Annotated in this window: 21 protein-coding genes; 9 read left to right on the top strand and 12 right to left on the bottom strand. The window is 70.5% G+C overall.

Annotated elements, in window-relative coordinates; translation table 11 throughout:
• Positions 1 to 35: 35 nt before the first annotated feature.
• From AAW13_RS16880 to AAW13_RS16870, 3 genes are all read left to right on the top strand, one after another.
• Positions 36 to 545 (top strand): HAD domain-containing protein, encoded by a 510-nt coding sequence (locus AAW13_RS16880; protein ID WP_046733016.1) that lies wholly within the window; start codon positions 36 to 38, stop codon positions 543 to 545.
• An 82-nt stretch (positions 546 to 627) separates the two neighbouring features.
• On the top strand, positions 628 to 1,125 hold the full coding sequence (locus tag AAW13_RS16875) for a hypothetical protein (RefSeq protein ID WP_052768708.1): 498 nt from the start codon (positions 628 to 630) through the stop codon (positions 1,123 to 1,125).
• A gap of 140 nt (positions 1,126 to 1,265) precedes the next feature.
• Positions 1,266 to 1,691, top strand: coding sequence for a hypothetical protein (locus AAW13_RS16870; RefSeq protein ID WP_046733053.1), 426 nt, complete (start codon positions 1,266 to 1,268; stop codon positions 1,689 to 1,691).
• A gap of 192 nt (positions 1,692 to 1,883) precedes the next feature.
• On the opposite strand, the gene dapD is transcribed toward AAW13_RS16870, so the two are convergent.
• The 3 genes from dapD to AAW13_RS16855 all read right to left on the bottom strand — a co-directional run bounded on the left by dapD (position 1,884) and on the right by AAW13_RS16855 (position 3,961).
• Positions 1,884 to 2,870: a 2,3,4,5-tetrahydropyridine-2,6-dicarboxylate N-succinyltransferase gene (gene dapD / locus AAW13_RS16865; protein ID WP_046733015.1), complete on the bottom strand. Its 987-nt coding sequence runs from the start codon at positions 2,868 to 2,870 to the stop codon at positions 1,884 to 1,886.
• A 228-nt stretch (positions 2,871 to 3,098) separates the two neighbouring features.
• Positions 3,099 to 3,641, bottom strand: coding sequence for a TetR/AcrR family transcriptional regulator (locus AAW13_RS16860; RefSeq protein ID WP_046733487.1), 543 nt, complete (start codon positions 3,639 to 3,641; stop codon positions 3,099 to 3,101).
• Positions 3,641 to 3,961 carry a DMT family transporter gene (locus tag AAW13_RS16855; protein WP_046733486.1) on the bottom strand — a complete coding sequence of 107 codons (321 nt, stop codon included), beginning with the start codon at positions 3,959 to 3,961 and terminating at the stop codon, positions 3,641 to 3,643. The genes AAW13_RS16860 and AAW13_RS16855 overlap by 1 nt, the downstream gene beginning before the upstream one ends.
• A gap of 309 nt (positions 3,962 to 4,270) precedes the next feature.
• On the opposite strand from AAW13_RS16855, the gene AAW13_RS16850 reads away from it, so the two are divergent.
• The gene (locus AAW13_RS16850) at positions 4,271 to 5,158 is read left to right on the top strand and encodes an AbfB domain-containing protein (RefSeq protein WP_046733485.1); all 888 of its coding nucleotides are present in this window, start codon (positions 4,271 to 4,273) and stop codon (positions 5,156 to 5,158) included.
• 60 nt (positions 5,159 to 5,218) lie between these two features.
• Here the strand turns inward: AAW13_RS16850 and AAW13_RS16845 are convergent, their stop codons facing one another.
• Genes AAW13_RS16845 through AAW13_RS16810 form a run of 8 tightly spaced genes read right to left on the bottom strand, consistent with a single transcriptional unit; the run spans position 5,219 to position 11,785 of the window.
• Positions 5,219 to 5,551 (bottom strand): metal-sulfur cluster assembly factor, encoded by a 333-nt coding sequence (locus AAW13_RS16845; protein WP_046733484.1) that lies wholly within the window; start codon positions 5,549 to 5,551, stop codon positions 5,219 to 5,221.
• Positions 5,548 to 6,018: a Fe-S cluster assembly sulfur transfer protein SufU gene (gene sufU, locus AAW13_RS16840; RefSeq protein WP_046733483.1), complete on the bottom strand. Its 471-nt coding sequence runs from the start codon at positions 6,016 to 6,018 to the stop codon at positions 5,548 to 5,550. The genes AAW13_RS16845 and sufU overlap by 4 nt, the downstream gene beginning before the upstream one ends.
• An 18-nt stretch (positions 6,019 to 6,036) precedes the next feature.
• Positions 6,037 to 7,293 carry a cysteine desulfurase gene (locus AAW13_RS16835; RefSeq protein ID WP_046733482.1) on the bottom strand — a complete coding sequence of 419 codons (1,257 nt, stop codon included), beginning with the start codon at positions 7,291 to 7,293 and terminating at the stop codon, positions 6,037 to 6,039.
• The gene (sufC, locus tag AAW13_RS16830; RefSeq protein ID WP_046733481.1) at positions 7,290 to 8,054 is read right to left on the bottom strand and encodes a Fe-S cluster assembly ATPase SufC; all 765 of its coding nucleotides are present in this window, start codon (positions 8,052 to 8,054) and stop codon (positions 7,290 to 7,292) included. The genes AAW13_RS16835 and sufC overlap by 4 nt, the downstream gene beginning before the upstream one ends.
• An 8-nt stretch (positions 8,055 to 8,062) precedes the next feature.
• Complete coding sequence (locus AAW13_RS16825; protein ID WP_046733480.1) at positions 8,063 to 8,392, bottom strand: non-heme iron oxygenase ferredoxin subunit; 330 nt, start codon at positions 8,390 to 8,392, stop codon at positions 8,063 to 8,065.
• Positions 8,389 to 9,573, bottom strand: a complete 1,185-nt coding sequence (sufD, locus tag AAW13_RS16820) for a Fe-S cluster assembly protein SufD (protein WP_046733479.1) — start codon at positions 9,571 to 9,573, stop codon at positions 8,389 to 8,391. The genes AAW13_RS16825 and sufD overlap by 4 nt, the downstream gene beginning before the upstream one ends.
• A 59-nt stretch (positions 9,574 to 9,632) precedes the next feature.
• Entirely contained in the window at positions 9,633 to 11,054 is a 1,422-nt protein-coding gene (gene sufB / locus AAW13_RS16815) for a Fe-S cluster assembly protein SufB (protein WP_046733478.1), read from the bottom strand.
• A complete protein-coding gene (locus tag AAW13_RS16810; RefSeq protein ID WP_046733477.1) occupies positions 11,051 to 11,785 on the bottom strand; it encodes a helix-turn-helix transcriptional regulator in 735 nt (244 codons plus the stop codon). Before AAW13_RS16810 ends, sufB begins: the two co-directional genes overlap by 4 nt.
• Before the next feature lie 428 nt (positions 11,786 to 12,213).
• Between AAW13_RS16810 and AAW13_RS16805 the strand changes: the two genes are divergently transcribed.
• The 3 genes from AAW13_RS16805 to AAW13_RS16795 all read left to right on the top strand — a co-directional run bounded on the left by AAW13_RS16805 (position 12,214) and on the right by AAW13_RS16795 (position 16,138).
• Positions 12,214 to 13,137, top strand: a complete 924-nt coding sequence (locus AAW13_RS16805; protein WP_046733476.1) for an ABC transporter ATP-binding protein — start codon at positions 12,214 to 12,216, stop codon at positions 13,135 to 13,137.
• Positions 13,134 to 13,904, top strand: coding sequence for an ABC transporter permease (locus AAW13_RS16800; protein ID WP_046733475.1), 771 nt, complete (start codon positions 13,134 to 13,136; stop codon positions 13,902 to 13,904). Before AAW13_RS16805 ends, AAW13_RS16800 begins: the two co-directional genes overlap by 4 nt.
• A gap of 200 nt (positions 13,905 to 14,104) precedes the next feature.
• Positions 14,105 to 16,138 (top strand): glycogen debranching N-terminal domain-containing protein, encoded by a 2,034-nt coding sequence (locus AAW13_RS16795; protein WP_167391715.1) that lies wholly within the window; start codon positions 14,105 to 14,107, stop codon positions 16,136 to 16,138.
• 48 nt (positions 16,139 to 16,186) lie between these two features.
• Here the strand turns inward: AAW13_RS16795 and AAW13_RS16790 are convergent, their stop codons facing one another.
• Positions 16,187 to 17,332, bottom strand: a complete 1,146-nt coding sequence (locus AAW13_RS16790) for a glycosyltransferase family 4 protein (RefSeq protein WP_052768729.1) — start codon at positions 17,330 to 17,332, stop codon at positions 16,187 to 16,189.
• Positions 17,333 to 17,591: 259 nt separating this feature from the next.
• On the opposite strand from AAW13_RS16790, the gene AAW13_RS16785 reads away from it, so the two are divergent.
• Together AAW13_RS16785 and AAW13_RS16780 are read left to right on the top strand one after the other, a co-directional pair.
• The gene (locus AAW13_RS16785; protein ID WP_046733472.1) at positions 17,592 to 20,345 is read left to right on the top strand and encodes an NB-ARC domain-containing protein; all 2,754 of its coding nucleotides are present in this window, start codon (positions 17,592 to 17,594) and stop codon (positions 20,343 to 20,345) included.
• 53 nt (positions 20,346 to 20,398) lie between these two features.
• Positions 20,399 to 21,421 (top strand): COX15/CtaA family protein, encoded by a 1,023-nt coding sequence (locus tag AAW13_RS16780; RefSeq protein WP_046733471.1) that lies wholly within the window; start codon positions 20,399 to 20,401, stop codon positions 21,419 to 21,421.
• The last annotated feature ends 22 nt before the right edge of the window (positions 21,422 to 21,443 follow it).

The raw sequence follows: 21,443 nt of genomic DNA, 5'->3' as shown, positions 1-21,443 counted from the left end.
GGTGTCCCGCCCGCCCGCTGCCGTACGTTGTCCGCATGAGCCGCCCGCTGCTGTTCCTGGACGTCGACGGCCCCCTCAACCCGTACGCGGCCAAGCCGGAACGGCGCCCGCCCGGCTGTACGACGATCCGGGCGACCGTACGCCCCGGCCGTCCCCTGCGGGTCTGGCTGAACCCGGACCACGGTCCGGCGCTGCTCGCCCTCGGCTACGAGCTGTGCTGGGCGACCACCTGGATGGCCGAGGCCAACCGCTGGATCGCCCCGGTCCTCGGCCTGCCCGAACTCCCGTACGTCGACTTCGGCCGGGGGCTGCCGGCGGAGCGGCCGGACGGGGTGCACTGGAAGACGGAGGCGATCGTGGGGTACGCCCGGGGCCGGCCCTTCGCCTGGGTGGACGACGAGCAGAGGCCCGCGGACACGCTGTACGTCCGCGCCCACCATCCCGGGGCGGCCCTGCTGCACCACGTGGACCCCCGGATCGGCCTGCGCGAGCCCGACTTCACCGCGCTCGCGGAGTTCAGGGCGTCGCTGCCGCACGACGCCTGAACGCGTGAGGCGGCCGGCGGGGCCGTTGTCAGTGCCGGGTGCTCTACTCGGGACGAGGAACCGGTGACCGACGGAGGCCGACATGGGTGTGCTGTACGACTACTTCCACGCGACCGACCACGCCACGGCGGTGGAGCAGGCCATCGGCCCCGGCGGCGACTGGCTCAGCGGGACGACGCTGGAGGAGGCGGGCGCGGACTGGATCGACGCGAAGGGCCTGGACCCGAACGTCGTCGTGGGACAACTGGTCGCCTGCGCCGAGGGCATACCGTTCTCCGCCCAGCAGGACACACCGGACCTGATCTGGCCCGAACCCCCGTACCCCCGGGAGGGGACCGCCGATCCCGACTCCCCCTGGGACACGGGCCTGCTCCTCCAGCAACTCCCCGACCGCTGGCGGGACATCCTCGCCGGCCTCCCCGAGGACGCCGTCCCCGTGGTGGCGGCCCGATGGTACGAGATCGAGGAGGTCGACTTCCCGGACCGCCTCACCGCCGAGAACACCATCACCGTCTTCACCGCCCTGGCCTCCCGAGCCCGAACCACGGGGGCACACCTCTACTGCCGGTGCAGTGTCTGACACAGCCCACACAGAACCACCCACCGCCTGCCGCACCGAACCCGTCAGGTGCGGAGCTGCACGGCCGCCGATCCTCTCACTCGCCCCACGGCACCTGCCGCGCACAGTCGTTCCGCCGCCCGCGCTGTACCGTGCACGTCGTGAACGGAGAGAACGAGTCCGGACAGAGGTCGCCAGGCGCCGACGAGATCGATCGCCTCCGACGGCTCGCCACGGCAGTGAAAGCAGACCTGTCCCGGTCCGGACTCGTCGTTCGTGACGTCGGGGAGGAACCAGACCGGCAAACGGCGCCCGGCGGGCTGGAGATCGACCTGGACCAGGTCGACGACGAACTGGGCGGTCTCTGGCTCACCTGGGAGCTCCACCCTGCCGTGCGGCAGTCCGTGCGCGAGGCCGCCCTGCGGCAGGGCCGGACCCGCGACCCGGTGATCCAAGCTTCGGTCGACGTACACGAACGGACAGCGGAAGCGATCGTATGCATGCTCAAAGTCCTCGGCTATGAGGCCGAGCAGAACGATTCCTCGCACCGGCCCTTCGCGATCAGGGTCCTGACTGGCCCTCGTTGATCTCCAACCGGTCCGCCGTCCAGGTGGGCGTGGCTGCGGTGCTCACGCGCGAGCGCCCTCCCGGGCCGTCCTCGGGCCGTGGAAGGGCGCTCAATGGTCACCAGCGTCGACAGGTGCCGACCGGTGCCGACAGTTCGGCAGCGGGTCAGGGCGTTGATCGGTGCGGCGGCCGCGGGTCACGGCCGCCGGTGATCAGTTGTGGCTGTGCAGGATCTCGTTCAGGCCGCCCCAGACCGCGTTGTTCGGGCGGGCCTCGACCGCGCCGGAGACCGAGTTGCGGCGGAAGAGGATGTTGGAGGCGCCGTTGAGCTCGCGGGCCTTGACGATCTGGCCGTCGGGCATGGTGACGCGGGTGCCCGCGGTGACGTACAGGCCCGCCTCGACCACGCACTCGTCGCCGAGCGCGATGCCGACACCCGCCTCGGCGCCGATCAGGCAGCGCTCGCCGATGGAGATGATGACGTTGCCGCCGCCGGACAGCGTGCCCATGGTGGAGGCGCCGCCGCCGATGTCCGAGCCGTTCCCGACCACGACACCGGCCGAGATACGGCCCTCGACCATCGAGGTGCCGAGCGTGCCGGCGTTGAAGTTGACGAAGCCCTCGTGCATGACGGTCGTGCCCTCGGAGAGGTGCGCGCCGAGGCGGACCCGGTCGGCGTCGGCGATGCGCACGCCCTTGGGGACGACGTAGTCGGTCATCCGCGGGAACTTGTCGACCGAGGTCACCTGGAGGTGCAGGCCCTCGGCGCGGGCGTTCAGCCGGACCTGCTCGACCTCGTCGACGGCGACCGGGCCGAGCGAGGTCCAGGCGACGTTGGCGAGGAAGCCGAACTGGCCCTCCAGGCTCAGGCCGTGCGGCTTGACCAAGCGGTGCGAGAGTAGGTGCAGGCGCAGGTAGACGTCGTGCGCGTCGAGCGGCTTCTCGTCGATCGATGCGATGACCGTGCGGACCGCGACGACCTCGACGTTGCGGCGGACGTCCGGGCCGATCGCCTTGGCCGCGCCCTCGCCGAGGAGTTCCACGGCCCGCTCGACGGAGAGCGTCTCGGTACCGGCCGGACCGGGCTCGGCGACCAGTTCGGGGGCCGGGAACCAGGTGTCGAGAACGGTGCCGTCGGCGGCGATGGTGGCGAGGCCGGCGGCCACGGCGCCGGTGGTGCGAACGTTCGTGTCGGTCATGCACAGAAACCTAACGTGAGCAGGGCGTCCAGGGCGAACCGCGTCTCACGAGCCGGTATCGGACACCGCCCTCCCCATCCCCCGACCGGCCTCCCCCCTCTCCCCGGCCACCCTCTCGGCGAGCCCGGCACCCCGGCCACACCAGCGGCGGCCCCGGCCGCCCCCTCGGCTGTCCCGGCCACCCCCAGCGGCGACCCCGGCCCCCGTCGGCCTCCCGGATCGGCGTCGTCATCCTCCCCCGGCGACCCGCCTCAGCATCTCCCGCGCGTAGGCCTCGTCGTACTCCGCCCCCGTCAGCAGCACTTGCAGGCAGATGCCGTCCATCAGGGCGACCAGCGCGCGTGCCGTGACCGGGTCGGTGCGGTGGGCGAGCCGGCGGGCCACGTCGTCGGCCCATTCGGCGGCGACCGGGCGCAGGGCGGGACGGCGGAGCGCGGCCAGGTAGAGCTCGTACTCCAGCTCCACCCCCGTGCGGTCGCCTGCCAGCCATTCGCCCATCCAGGCGGCCAGTTCCGTCGCCAGGTCGGTCCGGGCGTCCTCCAGTCCGCCTCGCGAGGCGATCACCTTGGCGAATCCCTCGCTGGCCTGGCGCAGCGCGGCGACCATCAGCTCGTCGAGGGTCTTGAAGTGGTACGTCGTGGAGCCGAGCGGTACGTCCGCCGCGGCGGCGACGGAACGGTGGCTCAGACCAGCAAGCCCTTTCTCCCCGACCACGCGGATCGCCGCCTCGATGATCCGCTGCCGGCGTTCGGGGTCGTAACGGCGGGGCATCAGTGCGCGCCTCCCAGGTTCAGGACCACCACTCCCCCGACGATCAGCACGATCCCCGCCACCTTGAGCAGGGACAGGCCCTCACCGAACAGCATCAGGCCGAGCACGGCGATGGTCGCGGTCCCGACCCCGGCCCAGATCGCGTACGCCGTGCCGATCGACACGGTCTTCAGCGTCTGGGCCAGCAGCAGGAAGGAGAGGACGTATCCCAGCGCCGTCAGCAGCGTCGGCCAGAGCCTGCTGAAGCCGTCGCTGTACTTCATCGCCGTCGTGGCGGCGACCTCGGCGGCTATGGCGCCGGCGAGCGTCAGATATCCCATGTGTACGAGTGTACGCAACGTTGTGTACGGTCGTACACAACGGCTGGCGCGAAGCCGCCGGCAAACCCGTCCGGCGCCCAAGTAGGTTCAGGTGGCACGTAGTTGGGGCCAAGGACGAGCACGCCACGGACTCCCCTCACGCCGCCCGAAGATGTTTAATGCTCACAGAAACCGCTAGCTGAAACGACTCCCCGCAGTCCCGTCGCTCCACTAGTGTGTGCACCTCTGTGATCGACCGCTTCACACTTCACTCACCTCACTCTCACACCCCCGGCTGCCGCTGCAATGGCGCCGCTGGAGGAAACGCGCATGCCAGAAACCACCCCCCAGCCCCCGCCGCACCCCCAGTGGGAGAACGGCTGGGTCCCCGACACCTCCCGGGCTCCCGGGACCCGAAGACTCTGGCTGGCCGGCACGCTGGCGATCGCCACGATCGTCGCCTGTGCCACGGCGGTAGCCGTCAGCCACAACGCTCCTGACCGGGCGTCGACTCCCCCGGCCACCGACGCGGCCACCGACAACGGCCCCGGCCTGCTCTCCTTCGCCTCGCCGACGGCCTCGGCCGGCCAGCCCAAGGGCACCTCGGGCATGTCGTCGGCCGCCGCGGCCGCGGACCCGTCCGCCACCGCCACCGGCGCGCAGCACGCCACCGACGGCCCCACGTCCTCGCCGTCCGCCGCGAAACCCTCCAAGTCCGCGGCGACCGGGGGAGGTTCCGGCAGCTCGGGCGGCTCCGGAGGTTCGAGCGGTTCCGGGGGTTCGGCACCGCAGTCCGGTACCGACCGCAGGTCGGTCCGCTCGGTCAACTACCCGGACCGCTACTGGCACGTCAGCGACGGCTTCGTGAAGCTGGACGCGCCGCGCGGCTCCGAGTCCCTCGCGGACTCCTCGTTCACCGTGGTCAAGGGCCTGGCGAACAGCTACTGCTACTCGTTCGAAACGGCCGACGGCAGGTACCTGCGGCACCGCAACTTCGTCCTGCGCGCCATGAGCGACGACGGCTCGGCCCTCTTCGAGCAGGACGCCACCTTCTGCGCCCGCACCTCGTCCTACTCCGGCGCGGTCATGCTGGAGTCGGTGAACTACCCGGGCCGCTATCTGCGCCACCAGAACTTCCAGCTGAAACTGGACCCGTACCAGAACAGCGACCTCTACCGCGCGGACTCCGCGTTCCGCCTGGTGGACCCGCTGGCCTGAACCCCCGCACGCGGAAGCGGCGGCACCGGGAAAGGTGCCGCCGCTTCCGCGTGTCCGGTCTCAGACGTTGAACCCGAGCGCCCGCAGCTGCTCACGGCCGTCGTCGGTGATCTTGTCGGGGCCCCACGGGGGCATCCAGACCCAGTTGATGCGCAGTTCGTTGACGATGCCGTCCGTGGCGGACTTGGCCTGGTCCTCGATGACATCGGTCAGCGGACAGGCCGCCGAGGTCAGGGTCATGTCGATCGTCGCGATGTTCGCGTCGTCGATGTGGATGCCGTAGATCAGCCCGAGGTTGACGACGTCGATGCCCAGCTCGGGGTCGACGACGTCGTACAGCGCCTCGCGGAGTTCTTCCTCCGAGGCCGGCTTCATCTCAGCGGTCTCGCTCATGCCGTCTTCCTTTCGGCGTCGGCCGCGCCACCCAGCGCCTGGGCCGTCGCGTCCTTCCACGCCATCCAGCTCAGGAGGGCGCACTTGACCCGGGCGGGGTATTTGGAGACACCGGCGAACGCGACCGCGTCCTCCAGGACGTCCTCCATCGCGTCGTCGGGCTCCAGCCTGCCCTTGGACTGCATCAGCTCCAGGAAGGTCTCCTGGATCTTCCGCGCGTCGGCGAGGTCCTTGCCGACGAGGAGCTCGTTGAGGACGGAGGCGGACGCCTGGCTGATCGAGCAGCCCTGGCCCTCGTAGGAGACGTCCTCGATCGTCGTGCCGTCGTACTTCACTCGGAGGGTGATCTCGTCGCCGCACGTCGGGTTCACGTGGTGCACCTCGGCGTCGCCATCCCTCAGACCACGCCCGTGCGGGTTCTTGTAGTGGTCCAGGATGACTTCCTGGTACATCGAATCCAGCTTCACGGTCTCAGCTCACGCCCTTCAGCCGAAGAAGTTCCGTACGTGCTCCAGGCCCTCGACCAGAGCGTCGATCTCGGCCGGAGTGGAGTACAGATAGAACGACGCTCGCGTGGTCGCAGGAATTCCGTAGCGCAGGCAGACGGGACGGGCGCAGTGGTGGCCGACCCGGACCGCGATGCCCTGCTCGTCGAGGACCTGGCCCACGTCGTGCGGGTGGATGTCCCCGAGCGTGAACGAGATCGCCGCGCCGCGGTCCTCGGCCGTGGTGGGGCCGATGATCCTCAGGTCGGGTACCTCGCCGAGCCGCTTGACCGCGTACTCCGTCAGCGCGTGCTCATGGGCGAGGACCTTGTCCATGCCGATGGCGTTGAGGTAGTCGATCGCCGCGCCGAGGCCGACCGCCTGCGCGATCGGCGGGGTGCCCGCCTCGAACTTGTGCGGCGCCGGGGCGTACGTCGACGAGTGCATCGACACGGTCTCGATCATCTCGCCGCCACCGAGGAACGGGGGCAGGTCCTCCAGGAGCTCCTGGCGGCCCCACAGGACGCCGATGCCGGTCGGACCGCACATCTTGTGGCCGGTGAAGGCCACGAAGTCGGCCTGGAGGGCCTGTACGTCCAGCGGCATGTGGGGGGCGGCCTGGGAGGCGTCGATGCAGACGAGCGCGCCGACCTCCTGCGCGCGCCGGATTATCGTCTCGACCGGGTTGACCGTGCCCAGGATGTTCGAGACCAGCACGAAGGAGACGATCTTCGTCTTCTCCGTGATGACCTCGTTGATGTTGGACAGGTCGAGCCGGCCGTCGTCGGTGAGGCCGAACCACTTCAGCTTCGCGCCCGTGCGCTGTGCGAGCAGCTGCCACGGCACGATGTTGGAGTGGTGCTCCATCTCCGTGATGACGATCTCGGTCTCGTGGTCCACCCGGTAGGGCTCGTCGGCCCAGCCCAGCATGTTCGCCACGAGGTTCAGCGACTCGGAGGCGTTCTTGGTGAAGATCACCTCGTCGCGGCTGGGCGCGTTGATGAACTCGGCGACCTTGTCGCGCGCGCCCTCGTACAGAGCCGTGGCCTCCTCGGCGAGCACATGCACACCGCGGTGGACGTTGGCGTTGTAGCGCTCGTAGTACTCGCTCAGGGCGTCCAGCACCTGGCGCGGCTTCTGCGAGGTCGCCGCGTTGTCCAGGTACACGAGCTTCCGCCCGTCGTGGACCTGTCGGTCCAGGATGGGGAAGTCCTTGCGGATCGCCTCGGTGTCGAGGAGGCCCGGCAGCTGTGTCACTCGGATGCGCCACCCTTCGTGTATGCCTCGTAGCCCTCGTTCTCGAGCTTGTCCGCGAGCTCGGGGCCGCCGGACTCGACGATGCGGCCGCCCGCGAAGACGTGCACGTGGTCGGGCTTGATGTAGCGCAGGATGCGCGTGTAGTGCGTGATCAGCAGGGTGCCGACCTCGCCGGTCTCGCGGACGCGGTTGACGCCCTCGGAGACGATGCGAAGGGCGTCGACATCGAGGCCGGAGTCGGTCTCGTCGAGGATCGCGATCTTCGGCTTGAGCAGTTCGAGCTGGAGGATCTCGTGACGCTTCTTCTCACCGCCGGAGAAGCCCTCGTTCACGTTGCGCTCGGCGAAGGCCGGGTCCATGTTGAGGCGCTGCATGGCCTCCTTGACCTCCTTCACCCAGGTGCGCAGCTTGGGGGCCTCGCCGCGGATGGCGGTGGCGGAGGTGCGCAGGAAGTTGGAGACCGAGACGCCGGGGACCTCGACCGGGTACTGCATCGCCAGGAACAGGCCCGCGCGGGCGCGCTCGTCGACGGACATCTCCAGGACGTCCTCGCCGTCGAGCAGCACGGTGCCGCCGGTGATGGTGTACTTCGGGTGACCCGCGAGCGAGTAGGCGAGGGTCGACTTGCCGGAGCCGTTGGGGCCCATGATGGCGTGCGTCTCGCCCTGCTTCACGGTGAGGTCGACGCCCTTGAGGATCTCCTTCGTGGCGTTGTCGGCCTCGACGGTGACGTGCAGGTCTCGGATTTCAAGCGTTGCCATGGATTGCCTCAGGACTCCTGGGTGAGGGAGACGAGCACGTCGTCCCCTTCGATCTTTACGGGGTAAACGGGTACGGGGCGCGTGGCCGGGAGGCCGGACGGCTTGCCGGTGCGCAGGTCGAAGCTGGAGCCGTGCAGCCAGCACTCGATCTGGCAGTCCTCCACCTCGCCCTCGGAGAGCGAGACGTTGGCGTGGGAGCAGATGTCGTAGATCGCGAACACCTCTCCCCCGGTCCTGACGACCGAGACCGGCGTGCCGTCGAGTTCCACCCGCTTCGGGGTGTCCTCCTCCAGCTCGCTCAGCCCGCAGGCGCGTACGAACGCGGTCGAGGCTGTCATGCGACCGAGGCCTCCAGCTCCTCCTCGATCTTGGCGAGCAGGCGCTCCTCGATGTCGGTGACACCGATCTGCTGGACCAGTTCGGCGAAGAAACCGCGGACCACGAGGCGGCGGGCCTCGTGCTCCGGGATGCCGCGGGCCATCAGGTAGAAGAGCTGCTCGTCGTCGAAGCGGCCGGTGGCGGAGGCGTGGCCGGCGCCGACGATCTCACCGGTCTCGATCTCCAGGTTCGGCACCGAGTCGACGCGCGCGCCGTCCGTGAGGACCAGGTTGCGGTTCATCTCGTAGGTGTCGGTGCCCTCGGCCTTGGCCTCGATGAGGACGTCACCGATCCAGACCGCGTGGGCCTGCTCGCCCTGGAGCGCGCCCTTGTAGGCGACGTTGGACTTGCAGTGCGGGGTGTTGTGGTCCACGAGCAGCCGGTGCTCCTGGTGCTGGCCGGCGTCGGTGAAGTACAGGCCGTAGAGCTCGGCCTCGCCGCCGGGGCCCGCGTAGGACACGCGCGGGTGCAGCCGTACGACGTCGCCGCCGAAGGTGACGACCACGGACTTGAACGTGGCGTCCCGGCCGACCAGGGCGTTGTGCTGGGCGACGTGCACGGCCTTGTCGTCCCAGTCCTGGACGGAGACGACGGTCAGCCTGGCACCGTCGCCGAGCACGTAGTCGACGTTGGCGGCGAGCACCGCGTCACCGGTGTGGTCGATGACGACGACGGCCTCGGCGAAGGCGCCCAGCTCGATCACCTGGTGGCCGAAGGCGGTCCCGCCCTCGCCGTGCACGGCGATCCGGATCGGCTCGGTGAGCACCGTCTCCTTGGGGACGGTGACCACGCCGGCCTTCTCGAACGCCGAGTACGCCTGGGCGGCGACCCGGTCCACCGGGGTGCCGGCCCTGCCGAGCCGCGGGTCGTCACGGTCGACGGTCTCGACGGTGACGCCCTCGGGGGCCTCGACGACGACCTTCACGCCCTCGCCGGTGGCGACCGCGGTGCCGTCGTGCAGCCCGCGCAGGCGCTCCAGCGGGGTGAACCGCCACTCCTCCTCGCGGCCGTGCGGGACCGGGAAGTCCGCGACGTCGAAGGACGGGGGCGCGCTCATGCGCGTGGCGACGGTCGACTCGGCGGCCACCGCGATGGCGCCGGCGGTGGTGGAGCCCACCGGGGAGTTCTGAGCCTCAGCCATGGCTGTCGTAGTGCTCGCTTTCGGAAATCGTGTGTGGCTTGGCGGTCGGGCGGTGGTCCTTAACCGACCGCGCCTTCCATCTGGAGCTCGATCAGCCGGTTGAGTTCGAGGGCGTACTCCATGGGCAGCTCCTTGGCGATCGGCTCGACGAAGCCGCGCACGATCATCGCCATCGCCTCGTCCTCGCTCAGGCCGCGGCTCATCAGGTAGAAGAGCTGGTCCTCGGAGACCTTGGAGACGGTCGCCTCGTGGCCCATGGACACGTCGTCCTCGCGGACGTCGACGTAGGGGTAGGTGTCCGAGCGGGAGATGGTGTCGACGAGCAGCGCGTCGCAGAGCACGTTCGACTTGGAGCCCGGGGCGCCCTCGCCGATCTCGATGAGACCGCGGTAGGAGGTACGGCCACCGCCACGCGCCACCGACTTGGAGACGATGTTGGACGAGGTGTTCGGGGCCATGTGGACCATCTTGGCGCCGGCGTCCTGGTGCTGGCCCTCGCCCGCGAAGGCGATGGACAGGGTCTCGCCCTTGGCGTGCTCGCCCATCAGGTAGACGGCCGGGTACTTCATCGTCACCTTGGAGCCGATGTTGCCGTCGACCCACTCCATGGTCGCGCCCTCGTAGGCGACGGCGCGCTTGGTGACCAGGTTGTAGACGTTGTTCGACCAGTTCTGGATGGTCGTGTAGCGGCAGCGGGCGTTCTTCTTGACGATGATCTCGACGACCGCGGAGTGCAGCGAGTCGGACTTGTAGATCGGAGCGGTGCAGCCCTCGACGTAGTGCACGTAGGCGCCCTCGTCGACGATGATCAGGGTCCGCTCGAACTGGCCCATGTTCTCCGTGTTGATACGGAAGTAGGCCTGGAGCGGGATCTCGACGTGCACGCCCTTCGGCACGTAGATGAAGGAGCCGCCGGACCACACGGCCGTGTTCAGCGCGGCGAACTTGTTGTCACCGGCGGGGATGACGGTGCCGAAGTACTCCTTGAAGAGCTCCGGGTGCTCCTTCAGGGCGGTGTCGGTGTCGAGGAAGATGACGCCCTGCTCCTCCAGGTCCTCGCGGATCTGGTGGTAGACGACCTCCGACTCGTACTGGGCGGCGACACCGGCGACCAGGCGCTGCTTCTCCGCCTCCGGGATGCCCAGCTTGTCGTAGGTGTTCTTGATGTCCTCGGGCAGGTCCTCCCAGGACTCCGCCTGCTTCTCCGTGGAGCGCACGAAGTACTTGATGTTGTCGAAGTCGATGCCGGAGAGGTCGGAGCCCCAGTTCGGCATGGGCTTCTTCTCGAAGAGCTTCAGACCCTTCAGACGCAGCTTGGCCATCCACTCCGGCTCGGACTTCTTGCCGGAGATGTCGAGGACGACCTCCTCGCTGAGGCCACGCCTGGCAGAGGCACCGGCCACGTCGGAGTCGGCCCAGCCGTATTCGTACTTGCCCAGGCCTTCGAGCTCAGGGTGGGCAGTCTCCGTGGGGAGAGTCATGCGGGGTTCCTCCCGGCCGTGCTTGCAGATGCGTCAGTGGATGTCTTGGGGATGAACGTCGTGCAGACGCCGTCGCCGTGCGCGATGGTCGCCAGTCGCTGGACGTGGGTTCCGAGCAGCTCGGCGAAGATCTCCGTCTCCGCCTCGCACAGCTGGGGGAACTGCTCCGCGACGTGGGCGACCGGGCAGTGGTGCTGGCACAACTGTTCGCCGACCGGTGCGGTGCGCGCCGTTGCAGCGTACCCGTCCTGGCTCAGGGCCTTGGCCAGCGCTTCGGCGCGCTTGTCGGGGCTCACGCCCTCGATCGCCCTGCGGTAGACGCTCGCCTGGGCGGTGATCCGGGCCCGCGCGAAGGCGGCGACCGCCTCCTGACCGCCCCCCTGCTCGGCGATCCAGCGCAGCGCGTCGGCGGCGAGTTTGTCGTACGACTGGTCGAAGGCGTCGCGGCCGCAGTCGGTGAGGGCGAAGACCTTGGCGGGCCGGCCGCGCGTCCGCGCGCCGTACACCCGCTGCTCGCGCGCCTCCACGACGTCGTCGGCGACCAGCGCGTCCAGGTGCCGGCGTACGGCCGCCGGGGTCAGCCCCAGGCGCCCGGCCAGCTCGGTGACGGTCGACGGCCCGTGGTCCAGGATCGACCGCGCGACCCGGTTGCGCGTCGAACGCTCTCCGGTCGCGAGCTCCTCCTGCGGGGTCCCCATGGGGGTCTCCCGAGCTTCGCCGACGTTTTTCACAACGCCATTGTTGCGTAATTCCTCAGAGGCAGGCAAGCCGCGTCCGGGCGACGGGACGGTGCCCTGCATCACTTAGGTATACCTAATCTGACCTGCGGAAACGATCACTGATCGCTCGGTGATCGATCCCCCCTGAGCCGAACGGGTGACGTGCGGCGGCCCCTCCAGACCACTCCCGCAGCCCCGCCCACACCCCCTCCGACCGGCCCTCTTGCCGCCCGGGACGCCCTCACGGAGCACCTGAGCGCGCCCGGTGTCAATCCCGTCGAGCCCGCCTCACCCGACCCCTGAGGCCGAACCGTGAGGCCGACCGTGAGGCCGACCCCTGAGTCCGACCCCTGAGTCCGACCCGTGAGTCCGACCCGTGAGGAGGAGATCCGGCCACCCGGCCGTCCGGGTGACGGGCGACGTCCTTAGACTCTGTCACCATGCGAAGTGAGCCCGTGGTCCAGGTGCGGGACCTGGTGAAGCGGTACGGCACGAAAACCGCCGTGGACGGCCTCGACCTGGTGGCCCGGCCGGGCGTGACCGCCGTGCTCGGCCCCAACGGAGCGGGCAAGACCACCACGATCGAGACCTGCGAGGGGTACCGCAGACCGGACTCCGGCTCGGTGCGCGTCCTGGGCCTCGATCCCGTACGGCAGTCCGCCGAGCTGCGCCCCAGAGTCGGCGTGATGCTCCAGTCCGGTGGCGTCTACTCCGGCGCGCGTGCCGACGAGATGCTGCGGCACGTGGCGAAGCTGCACGCGCACCCGCTGGACGTGGACGCGCTGATCGAACGGCTGGGGCTGGGCGGCTGCGGCCGCACGTCGTACCGCAGGCTCTCCGGCGGTCAGCAGCAGCGGCTGGCGCTCGCCATGGCCGTGGTCGGCCGCCCGGAACTGGTCTTCCTGGACGAGCCGACCGCCGGCCTCGACCCGCAGGCCCGCCGCGCCACCTGGGACCTGGTGCGGGACCTGCGCGCCGACGGGGTCTCGGCCATCCTCACCACGCACTACATGGAGGAGGCCGAGCAGCTCGCCGACGACGTCGCCATCGTCGACGCCGGCCGGGTCATCGCCCAGGGCTCCCCCGAGGAGCTGTGCAAGGGCGGCGCCGAGAACACGCTGCGGTTCACCGGGCGCCCCGGGCTGGACGTCGGCTCCCTGCTCAAGGCGCTCCCGGCGGACTCGACGGCGGCCGAGCTGACCCCGGGTTCCTACCGGGTCATGGGCAAGGTCAATCCGCAACTGCTGGCCACGGTGACGTCGTGGTGCGCCCAGCACGGGGTGATGCCGGACCGCATCTCGGTCGAACGCCACACCCTGGAGGACGTCTTCCTCGAACTGACCGGCAAGGAGCTGCGCTCATGACCACCGCCACGGGCACCTACTCCCCCCGGCCGGGTGCCGCCCCGCTCCCCCGCATGATCGCGGCGCAGGCGGCCCTGGAGACGAGGATGCTGCTGCGCAACGGTGAGCAGCTGCTGCTGACCGTCGTCATCCCGACCCTCCTGCTGGTCCTCTTCAGCTCGGTGGACATCGTCGACACGGGCTCGGGCCGGTCGGTCGACTTCCTGGCCCCCGGCGTCCTCGCGCTGGCGGTGATGTCCACGGCCTTCACCGGCCAGGCCATCGCGACGGGCTTCGAACGCCGCTACGGCGTGCTCAAGCGGCTCGCCGCCTCCCCGCTCCCGCGCTGGGGGCTGATGACCGCGAAGACGGCGTCGGTCCTGGTCACCGAGGTCCTCCAGGTGATCCTGCTGACGGCGATCGCCTTCGCCCTCGGCTGGTCGCCGCACGGCAACCCCTTCGCGGTCCTGCTCCTCCTCGTCGTCGGCACCGCCGCGTTCTCGGGCCTCGGCCTGCTGATGGCGGGCACCCTGAAGGCGGAGGCGACCCTGGCGGCCGCCAACCTGGTGTTCCTGCTGCTGCTCGTGGGCGGCGGGGTGATCGTCCCGCTGGACAGGTTCGGCGGCGCCGAGCACGCCCTCGCCCTGCTCCCCGTCTCCGCCCTGTCCGACGGCCTGCGGGACGTCCTCCAGCACGGCTCCGGCATGCCCTGGGCCGACCTGGGGATCCTGGCGGTGTGGGCGGCGGTGGCCCTGGGCGCGGCCGGGAGGTTCTTCCGCTGGGAGTAGCCGTCCGCTGGTGGTAGGCCGGGAACTCACCAGCGAATGGACTTTCGTCACCGAATACCCCCGCGGCGCGCCCACTGGTGACACCCTTGGTGTCTCATTTCGGTAAGGGCTACAGAAGGGGAAGAACCCCCGTGCAAGAACCCCTGGACCCGTCCGCGAGGGCACATCTGCAACCGTTGCTGCACGATGTGGTCCTCTGCGTGACCGCACCGGCCTTCACCGCGTCCCCGAGAGACGGGCAGCTGACGGGCGCTCGTGTCGACGGCTTCTACGACCACGACCGGCGGTCGCTGCACACGCTGCGCCTCCTCGTCGACGGCCGGGAGCCCGAGCCCATCGGTGTGCAGCCGCTGGGACCCGACCGGGTGAAGTTCACCGCGGTGCACCGGTACACGCAGGACGGCACCGACGATCCCTCGGTGATCGTCGAGCGGACCCGGGCCGCCCGTGGGACGGAGTCCCTGACGGTCCGCAACACCGGCACCCGGACACGGCGCCTGAACGTGTCACTCACAGCCGCCACGGACCTGGCGACCGTGGCCGACGTGAAACGCGGACACCGTGGCCCCGCGGTGCCCTGCACGGCGGGCCCGCTGTCGCTGTCCTGGACCTGCGACGGGGAACACGCCCGGCTCGAGGCGGTCTCGGGGCCCGCGCCCGAGGTGTCCGCGGGGCCGGAGCGGGGCACGCTCGTCTGGCGCTCGGTGGTCCTGCCCGCGAACTCCTGCTGGACGGTCCAGCTCACCGTCACCGGGGGCACGGACACGGCACCGGCGGGTCACCCCGTGGCCCCCCGTACCCCCGCGCCCTGGGCGAAGCCCACGGTGCGCGGCGACGCCCGGCTGGTCGCCCTCGTCCGCCGCGGCCTCGAGGACCTCGACGCGCTGCGGCTCGCCGACCCGCTGCGTACCGGCCCCGACGACGGCGAGGACCAGTTCGTCGCGGCCGGCTGCCCCTGGTATCTCACGCTGTTCGGCCGCGACTCCATCTGGACGGCCCGGATGATGCTCCCGCTGGGCACCGGCCTGGCCCGCGGCACCCTGTGGGCCCTCGCACGGCGTCAGGGCACCGAGCACCACGACTTCCGCGAGGAGGCTCCGGGCCGCATCCTGCACGAACTGCGTCCCGCCGACGCCCAGCACGGTCACGGACTGAGTCTGCCCTCGCGCTACTACGGCTCCGTCGACGCCACACCGCTGTTCGTCACCCTCCTGGTCGACGCCTGGAACTGGGGCATGCCGGACGCCGATGTCGACGCCCTGCTGCCCGCCGCGGAGCGTGCGATGGAATGGGTCAGGCAGAGCTGCGCCCGGGACGAGGACCAGCTGCTGCGCTACCACTCCCGGTCGGGAGGTCTGCGCCACCAGTCCTGGAAGGACAGCGCCGACGCGGTACGGGACGCCGAAGGGCGGCACGTGGGACCGCCCCTGGCCGTCTGCGAGGTACAGGGATACGCGTACGAGGCCGCGGTCGGTCTGGCCGGGCTGCTGCAACACCGAGGTCGTGACGACCGGGCCGCGGAGCTGCGGGACTGGGCCGCTTCCCTGCGCAAACGCTTCGACGAGCTGTTCTGGGTCCCGGCCGCTTCGGGGCCGGCCGCCCGCTATCCGGCGGTGGCGGTGGGCGAGGACGGGCAGGCGGTGACCGGTCCGGCGTCGAACATGGGGCACCTCCTGGCCACGGGCATCATCGACGCCACCGGCAGCAAGGACGTCGCGGCCTGGCTCGCGGCTCCGGGCCTGAGCTCGGGCTGGGGGCTGCGCAGCCGTTCGGCGGACGTGCCCGGCTTCAATCCCTTCAGCTACCACGGCGGTGCCGTGTGGACGCACGACACGGCGATCGCCGTCAGCGGCCTGTGCTCGGCCGGGCATCGCCGGGAGGCACTGGTGCTGGCGGAGGGGCTGCTCGACGCTTCGACGCACTTCGACCACCGGATGCCCGAACTCTACGGCGGTGAGGCCCGGGAGCCGTCCTCCCCACCGCCGCTGCCCTACCCGGCCAGCTGCCGACCGCAGGGCTGGTCGGCGGCGTCGGGAATGGCACTGCTCACGGCGCTTCTCGGACTGCGGCCCGATGCCGCGCGGCGGGTGCTCACCGTCGCCCCCGCCCATCCGGCGCCGCTTCTGGTGGAGGGGCTGGCTCTCGCCGGGAACACCCTGCACGTGGAGGTCACCGCGGCGGGCGAGGGCAAGTGCTCCGGACTCCCGGCCGGCTGGCGCGTGGAGAACGGCTGACCGTGCCCCAGTGCGCGGGACCGGCCCGCGCACTGCCACGACCGGCCGTCACGCCCGCATGGCAAGCAGCCGTCGGTACTCGTCGAGCATCGGATCCACGTGGACGGGCCCGAGATCGAAGTGCGCGCGCACATGGGCGCGGCCCGCGGCGCCGATCCGCCGGGCCAGTGACGGCTCGACGAGCAGCTGCCACACCTCGTCCGCGAACCTCGCGGCGAGCGCCTCCTCGCTCTCGCCGGCCCCGGGTGCGACCAGGATGCCACCGCTCTCCCGCAGGCCACCGACGCGCATGGCGACCACCGGGCGAGCGGCGCACATGGCCTCCAGCGGCGCCAGCCCCATGGGCTCCGCGAACCGTGAGGGGTACACCACGACGGCCGCCTCCTCGTACAGCTTGCGCATGTCGTCGACACCGGCCTCCCGGAACTCCACGTCCCGGCCCGGTCCCTCCTCCAGCCCGCAGTCGTGGATCAGCCCGCGCAACCGTGCCCGGAAGCCCTCCGCCTCGTGGCGGAAGTCCACGGTGGTGGAGGGATTGGTCAGCACCAGCCGGGGCCGGACCGTGGGGCCCGGTGGCCGGAGTCCGCGGCCACGGGCGATGATGTCGCGCACCATGCGGATGGCGAGCTCGGCACCCTTGTTGGGCACCAACCTGGCCGGCAACAGCACGATGGGCCGCCCGCCGGTCTCGTCCAGTTCGGGGATGTCCAGGAAGGCGCTGGTGTCGACCCCCAGGTAGGTGCGGCTGACGGGCTGCGCCAGCACGTCGGCGCACTCCCGGGCCAGGAAGTCCGACACCGCGTGGTGGGTGTCCCACACCGCACATTGCCTGGCCATCCGTTCGTCCGCCGGATGGCGCCTGAGATTGTGGTAGGTGTGCGGCAGCACGAGCCCCAGTTCGTCCTTGAGCAGCCGCAGTGCGCGGGCCGGAACGGCGGAGAACTGATGCAGGTTGTGCCCGTGCACCAGACGGATGCCGACGCCCGGCGCGGCGAGTTCGGCACGGAACCAGTCACGCATCTCGTGGACGGCTCCCACGCTCTGCCGGTGCGGCCGGGACAGATCCAGCAGACGGTGCTGCCGGATGCGGATCCCGTCGCCGGGCGACCGCGCCCCCACCGTCCCGGTGAAGACGGTGACCCGAAGCCCCCTGACGGTCAGAGCCCGCGCGTACGACCACAGATGTGTCTCCACTCCTCCCACGCACGGCGGGAACGCCCAGTGCACGAGCCCGACGTGCGGTCCCTCGCTCGCTTCGCTTGTCTGACCTGGGAATGTCTGCTGCCGAACCACCACACCTCCGGGTGTTGGGGCCACTGTGCGGAAACCGGCGGACACAGGCCGCGCCGCGAGGAGCCGGGCACGCCGCGGCCCGCCTCGTGCCACTCTCTGTTCGCGGAGACGGCCAACGGGAACAATGGACGTTACTGCGGGCGGTTTCGGGGGAGGCGCCATGGCACTCGGCTACAGCGACCGGTCACTTGTCACGCGGCGGCGGATCAAGGTCGCCCTGAGCTATGTCACCGGTGCCGGGGCGGCCTTCCTGTCCGTGATCGCACAGGACACGCATGGCACGGCCCTCCTGTCTCTCGCTACGTCCGCCGGCGTACTCGCCGGGGTGTCCGCGCTGTCGGGCTACTCCGGCGTCCATCGTCCCAGAACCGAGCGGCGCACATCCCACCTCAAAATCCCGAGCCGTTCCGAGCCCTTCGTCGGCCGGGACGAGGAACTCCAGAGCGTGGCCGCCAAGTTGAGGCTTCAGGAGGAGAACTCCGGCGCGTTACGGGTCTGCGTGATCCACGGCATGGGCGGCGTCGGCAAGACCGAACTGGCGGCACACTTCGCCAAGTCGCGGTGGGACGAGACCGCGGCCCTGGTCTGGTGGCTCAAGGCGTCGACCTACGAACTCCTCACCAGCCAGCTCCTGGAACTGGCGGCCTTCCTGGACGTCCCCGGGCACGAGTCGAAGAGCGTGGTCCTCAACCGGCTGTGGAGCCGGCTGCGGGAGGAACCGGACTGGCTGCTCGTCTACGACGACGTCCAGGACAGGAGCCTGGGACCGTTGCGCAGCGAGCGGGAGGACCTGCGGCCCTTCCTCCTGCCCACGGACGTCTCGGGCTCGGTGGTCATCACGACCCAGGTGATCAACGTCCTGGAGAAGTACGACATCGCGGCGGAGCGGGTGGGGCTGCGCCAACTCGGGCCCGAGGACGGCCTGGCGCTCCTCCAGGCGCGGATCCGCGCCCGGGACGACGGTGCCGACGACGCCGAGGACACCCGGGTGCTGGACGAGTTGGGCAGTGCCCTCGGCTGGCTGCCCCTCTCCCTGGTCCAGGCCGGCAGCTACATCGACGCGGAGGGCGTGCCGGCGAGGGACTACCTGCGCAAGCTGCGGGAGCGCCCGAGCATCGGCGCCGACGCCGACGCCACCATCGGGCTCGCCATCGCGCGGGTGGTCGACCAGGAACCGAGGGCCGAGGACCTGCTGCGGCTGTGCGCGTTCCTGGCTCCCGAAGGAATACCCCGGCAGCTCCTGCGCGATCCGCGGTTCCGGCCGCTGGTACCGCCCTCGCTGGGGATGCTCCTGGCGGAGGAACACGGTTTCTCGAAGGTGACGCGGCTGCTGAGCGACCGCTGGCTGCTCAGTGTCAGCAGGAGCCGTCAGGGCGACGCGGGCCACTACAGCATGCATTTGCAGATCCAGCGTTCCGTGAAGGAGGGCATGGACGACCGGGCGCGCGCGATGTGGTCGCAGACCATCGTCCGGATCGTGGAGGCGGCCTTCGCCGAGGGGGCCGGCGCATCGTCCGGGCAGGCCGCCGACGAGATCGGCAGAGAGCGTCTGATGCCGCATGTCCAGGCGATCCGCAGGGACATCGAGGAGGACGGGGCCTGGGCCGTCGATCCGCGGGGCGACACCGCGGCCCGTGAGGCTCTGGCCCGCCTGATGCACCAGGCGGGGGACTACCAGGAACACCGCGGCGTCTATCAGAGGGACGTCCTGTCGTACTACGCGCACGAAGCCTGGATCCGGGCGAACGGGATCGGCGGTGACCGGGAACGCATCGAGTCCCTGCTGGACGTGGCCCGTCAGAAGTACCGGCTGGCCGATCTGGAGGCGGCGGAGAAGGAGTGCGGCTCACTGAAGGCCGAATGCGAGGCCGTGCTGTCGTCCTGCCCGCCCGGGGCTGAGCGCTCGGGGTTGCTGCGGCTGCACGCCGAGTGCCTGCTGTTGCGGGCGGACGTGCTGCGTGAGCGGGTCAAGTTCGCCGAGGCCGAGCAGTCCGTCGTGGAGGCGATGGGACTGTTCCAGGAGGGGGGTCTGGAGTGGCGGGGCCTCGACCGGGCACGCACCGAGATGCGGCTGGGTCAGATCCACCGCAACGCGGGCCACCTTTCCCGGGCGCTCGGGCACTACGACACGGCCGGCGCCCTGATCCCGCCCGAGGACGGCGAGGAACCGGCCGAGCACGCGCTCTTCCGGGCCGAACTGGTCTTCTGCAAGGGAATCCTGGAGCAGGACCGAGGGAACCTGGAGGCCGCCGAGGCACACCTCCGATCGGCGCTCTCACGCTTCCCGCCCAACCCGGACAGCGACAACTTCGAGACCGCGCAGGTGGAGAAGTTCCTGGCCGACGTGGTGCGGCGGCGCGGTGAGACCACCCGCGCCCTCGCCAGGAACACCCGTTCGCCGCTGGCGCGGCTGCGGCTGAGCCGGAGTGCGGCCCGGCAGCTGCACGAGGCGGACCGGTTGCTGTCACAGGCCGTGGACCAGCACAGGAAGCGCCGGGAGGCGGAGAACCACAAGTACGCGGCATGTCTCAACAAGCGTGGCTCGCTCCGCCTGGCGCAGGGCCGGCCGAAGGAGGCGGAGCAGGACCTCCTCGAGGCAGAGGCCATATACGTGACCGCCTACAAGGCGGACCATCCCTACCGGGCCAAGACTCTCGCGCGCCTGGGTGAGGTCCTGCTGGCGGCGGGCCCGGCGGGCCGGAAGGTCACACTGGCCACCGGGGACGAGTGCGACGCCAAGAAGGTCCTGGACATGGCGGAGCACATTTTCGTGTCCCGTCTCGGCCCGTGTCACCCCGTTCTGGTCGCGGTGTACGAGCGGCTGGCCCGGTGCACCGCCGACGAGGCGGCCGCGGCCGCTCTGCGTCGGCGTGCCGCGCAGGTCAGAGAGGCGACACGCAGCGCCGAGGGGTGACCCGGGAACCGTTCCCCGACCCTAGTGAACGCGTGCACAAGCTGCCCCCTACCATGGTGTGCGTGCCAAAGCTGACCCCCCCCGACGTCGTAGCGGCCCTGCGCAACCCGCTCGCCTTCATCGCCGACCGCTGGACCCCGGATCCCCGGACCGTCCGGCGGGCCGCCCTCGCCGCGCTCGTCATGTCGGTGGTCATCGTGGTCACCGGTGGCGCGGTACGCCTCACCGGCTCCGGCCTCGGCTGCCCGACCTGGCCCGAGTGCACCGACGGATCGCTGACCCCGACGACCGCGCTGAGCTACCACAGCGCCATCGAGTTCACGAACCGCATGCTGACGTACGTGCTGTGCGCGGCGGTCGGCTGGGCGATCATCGCCGCCCGGTCCGAGAAGCCGTACCGGCGCAGCCTGACCAGGCTGGGCTGGGCGCAGTTCTGGATCGTGATGGGCAACGCGGTCCTCGGCGGCGTCGTGGTGCTCGTCGGTCTCAACCCGTACACCGTCGCCGCGCACTTCCTGCTGGCGACGGCCCTCATCACGGTCGCCGCCGTGATGTGGCAGCGCACCCGCGAGGGCGACGGGGAGCCGCAGCCGCTGGTCGGCAGGGCCGTGCAGCAGCTGGTGTGGGCGCTGGTGGCCGTGTCCCTGGTGCTCATCGCGGCGGGCACGGTGGTGACCGGCGCCGGACCGCACCCGGGCGACTCCGGCGAGGTCGAGCGGATCGACGTCAGCTGGTCGGGCGTCGCCGAGCTGCACGCCGTGTTCGCCTGGATCGTGGTGTCGCTGACCTTCGCGCTGTGGTTCTTCCTGAAGGGCGTCGACGCGCCGCAGGGGCCGCGCGACCGCGTCCGTGACCTGTTCCTGATCCTGCTCGGGCAGGGCGTGATCGGTTACGTCCAGTACTTCACCCATCTGCCCACGGTCCTGGTGGGCCTGCACATGTTCGGCTCCTGCCTGGTGTGGATCGGTGTGCTGCGTGTGCTGCTGTCGCTGAGGGAGCGCGCCGAGGTGACGGCGGCCGGCCTGCCGGCCCAGTCGTACGACACGGTCAGCACGTCGGCCGCCGGGCCCAGGTAGCCCCGGGCCCAGGTAGTCCCGG

It is taken from the genome of Streptomyces humi (assembly GCF_001005085.2).
Classification (GTDB): Bacteria; Actinomycetota; Actinomycetes; order Streptomycetales; family Streptomycetaceae; genus Streptomyces; species Streptomyces humi.
The sequence above is the reverse complement of the archived record's forward strand: the minus strand, read 5'-3'. Positions and strand labels throughout refer to the sequence as shown.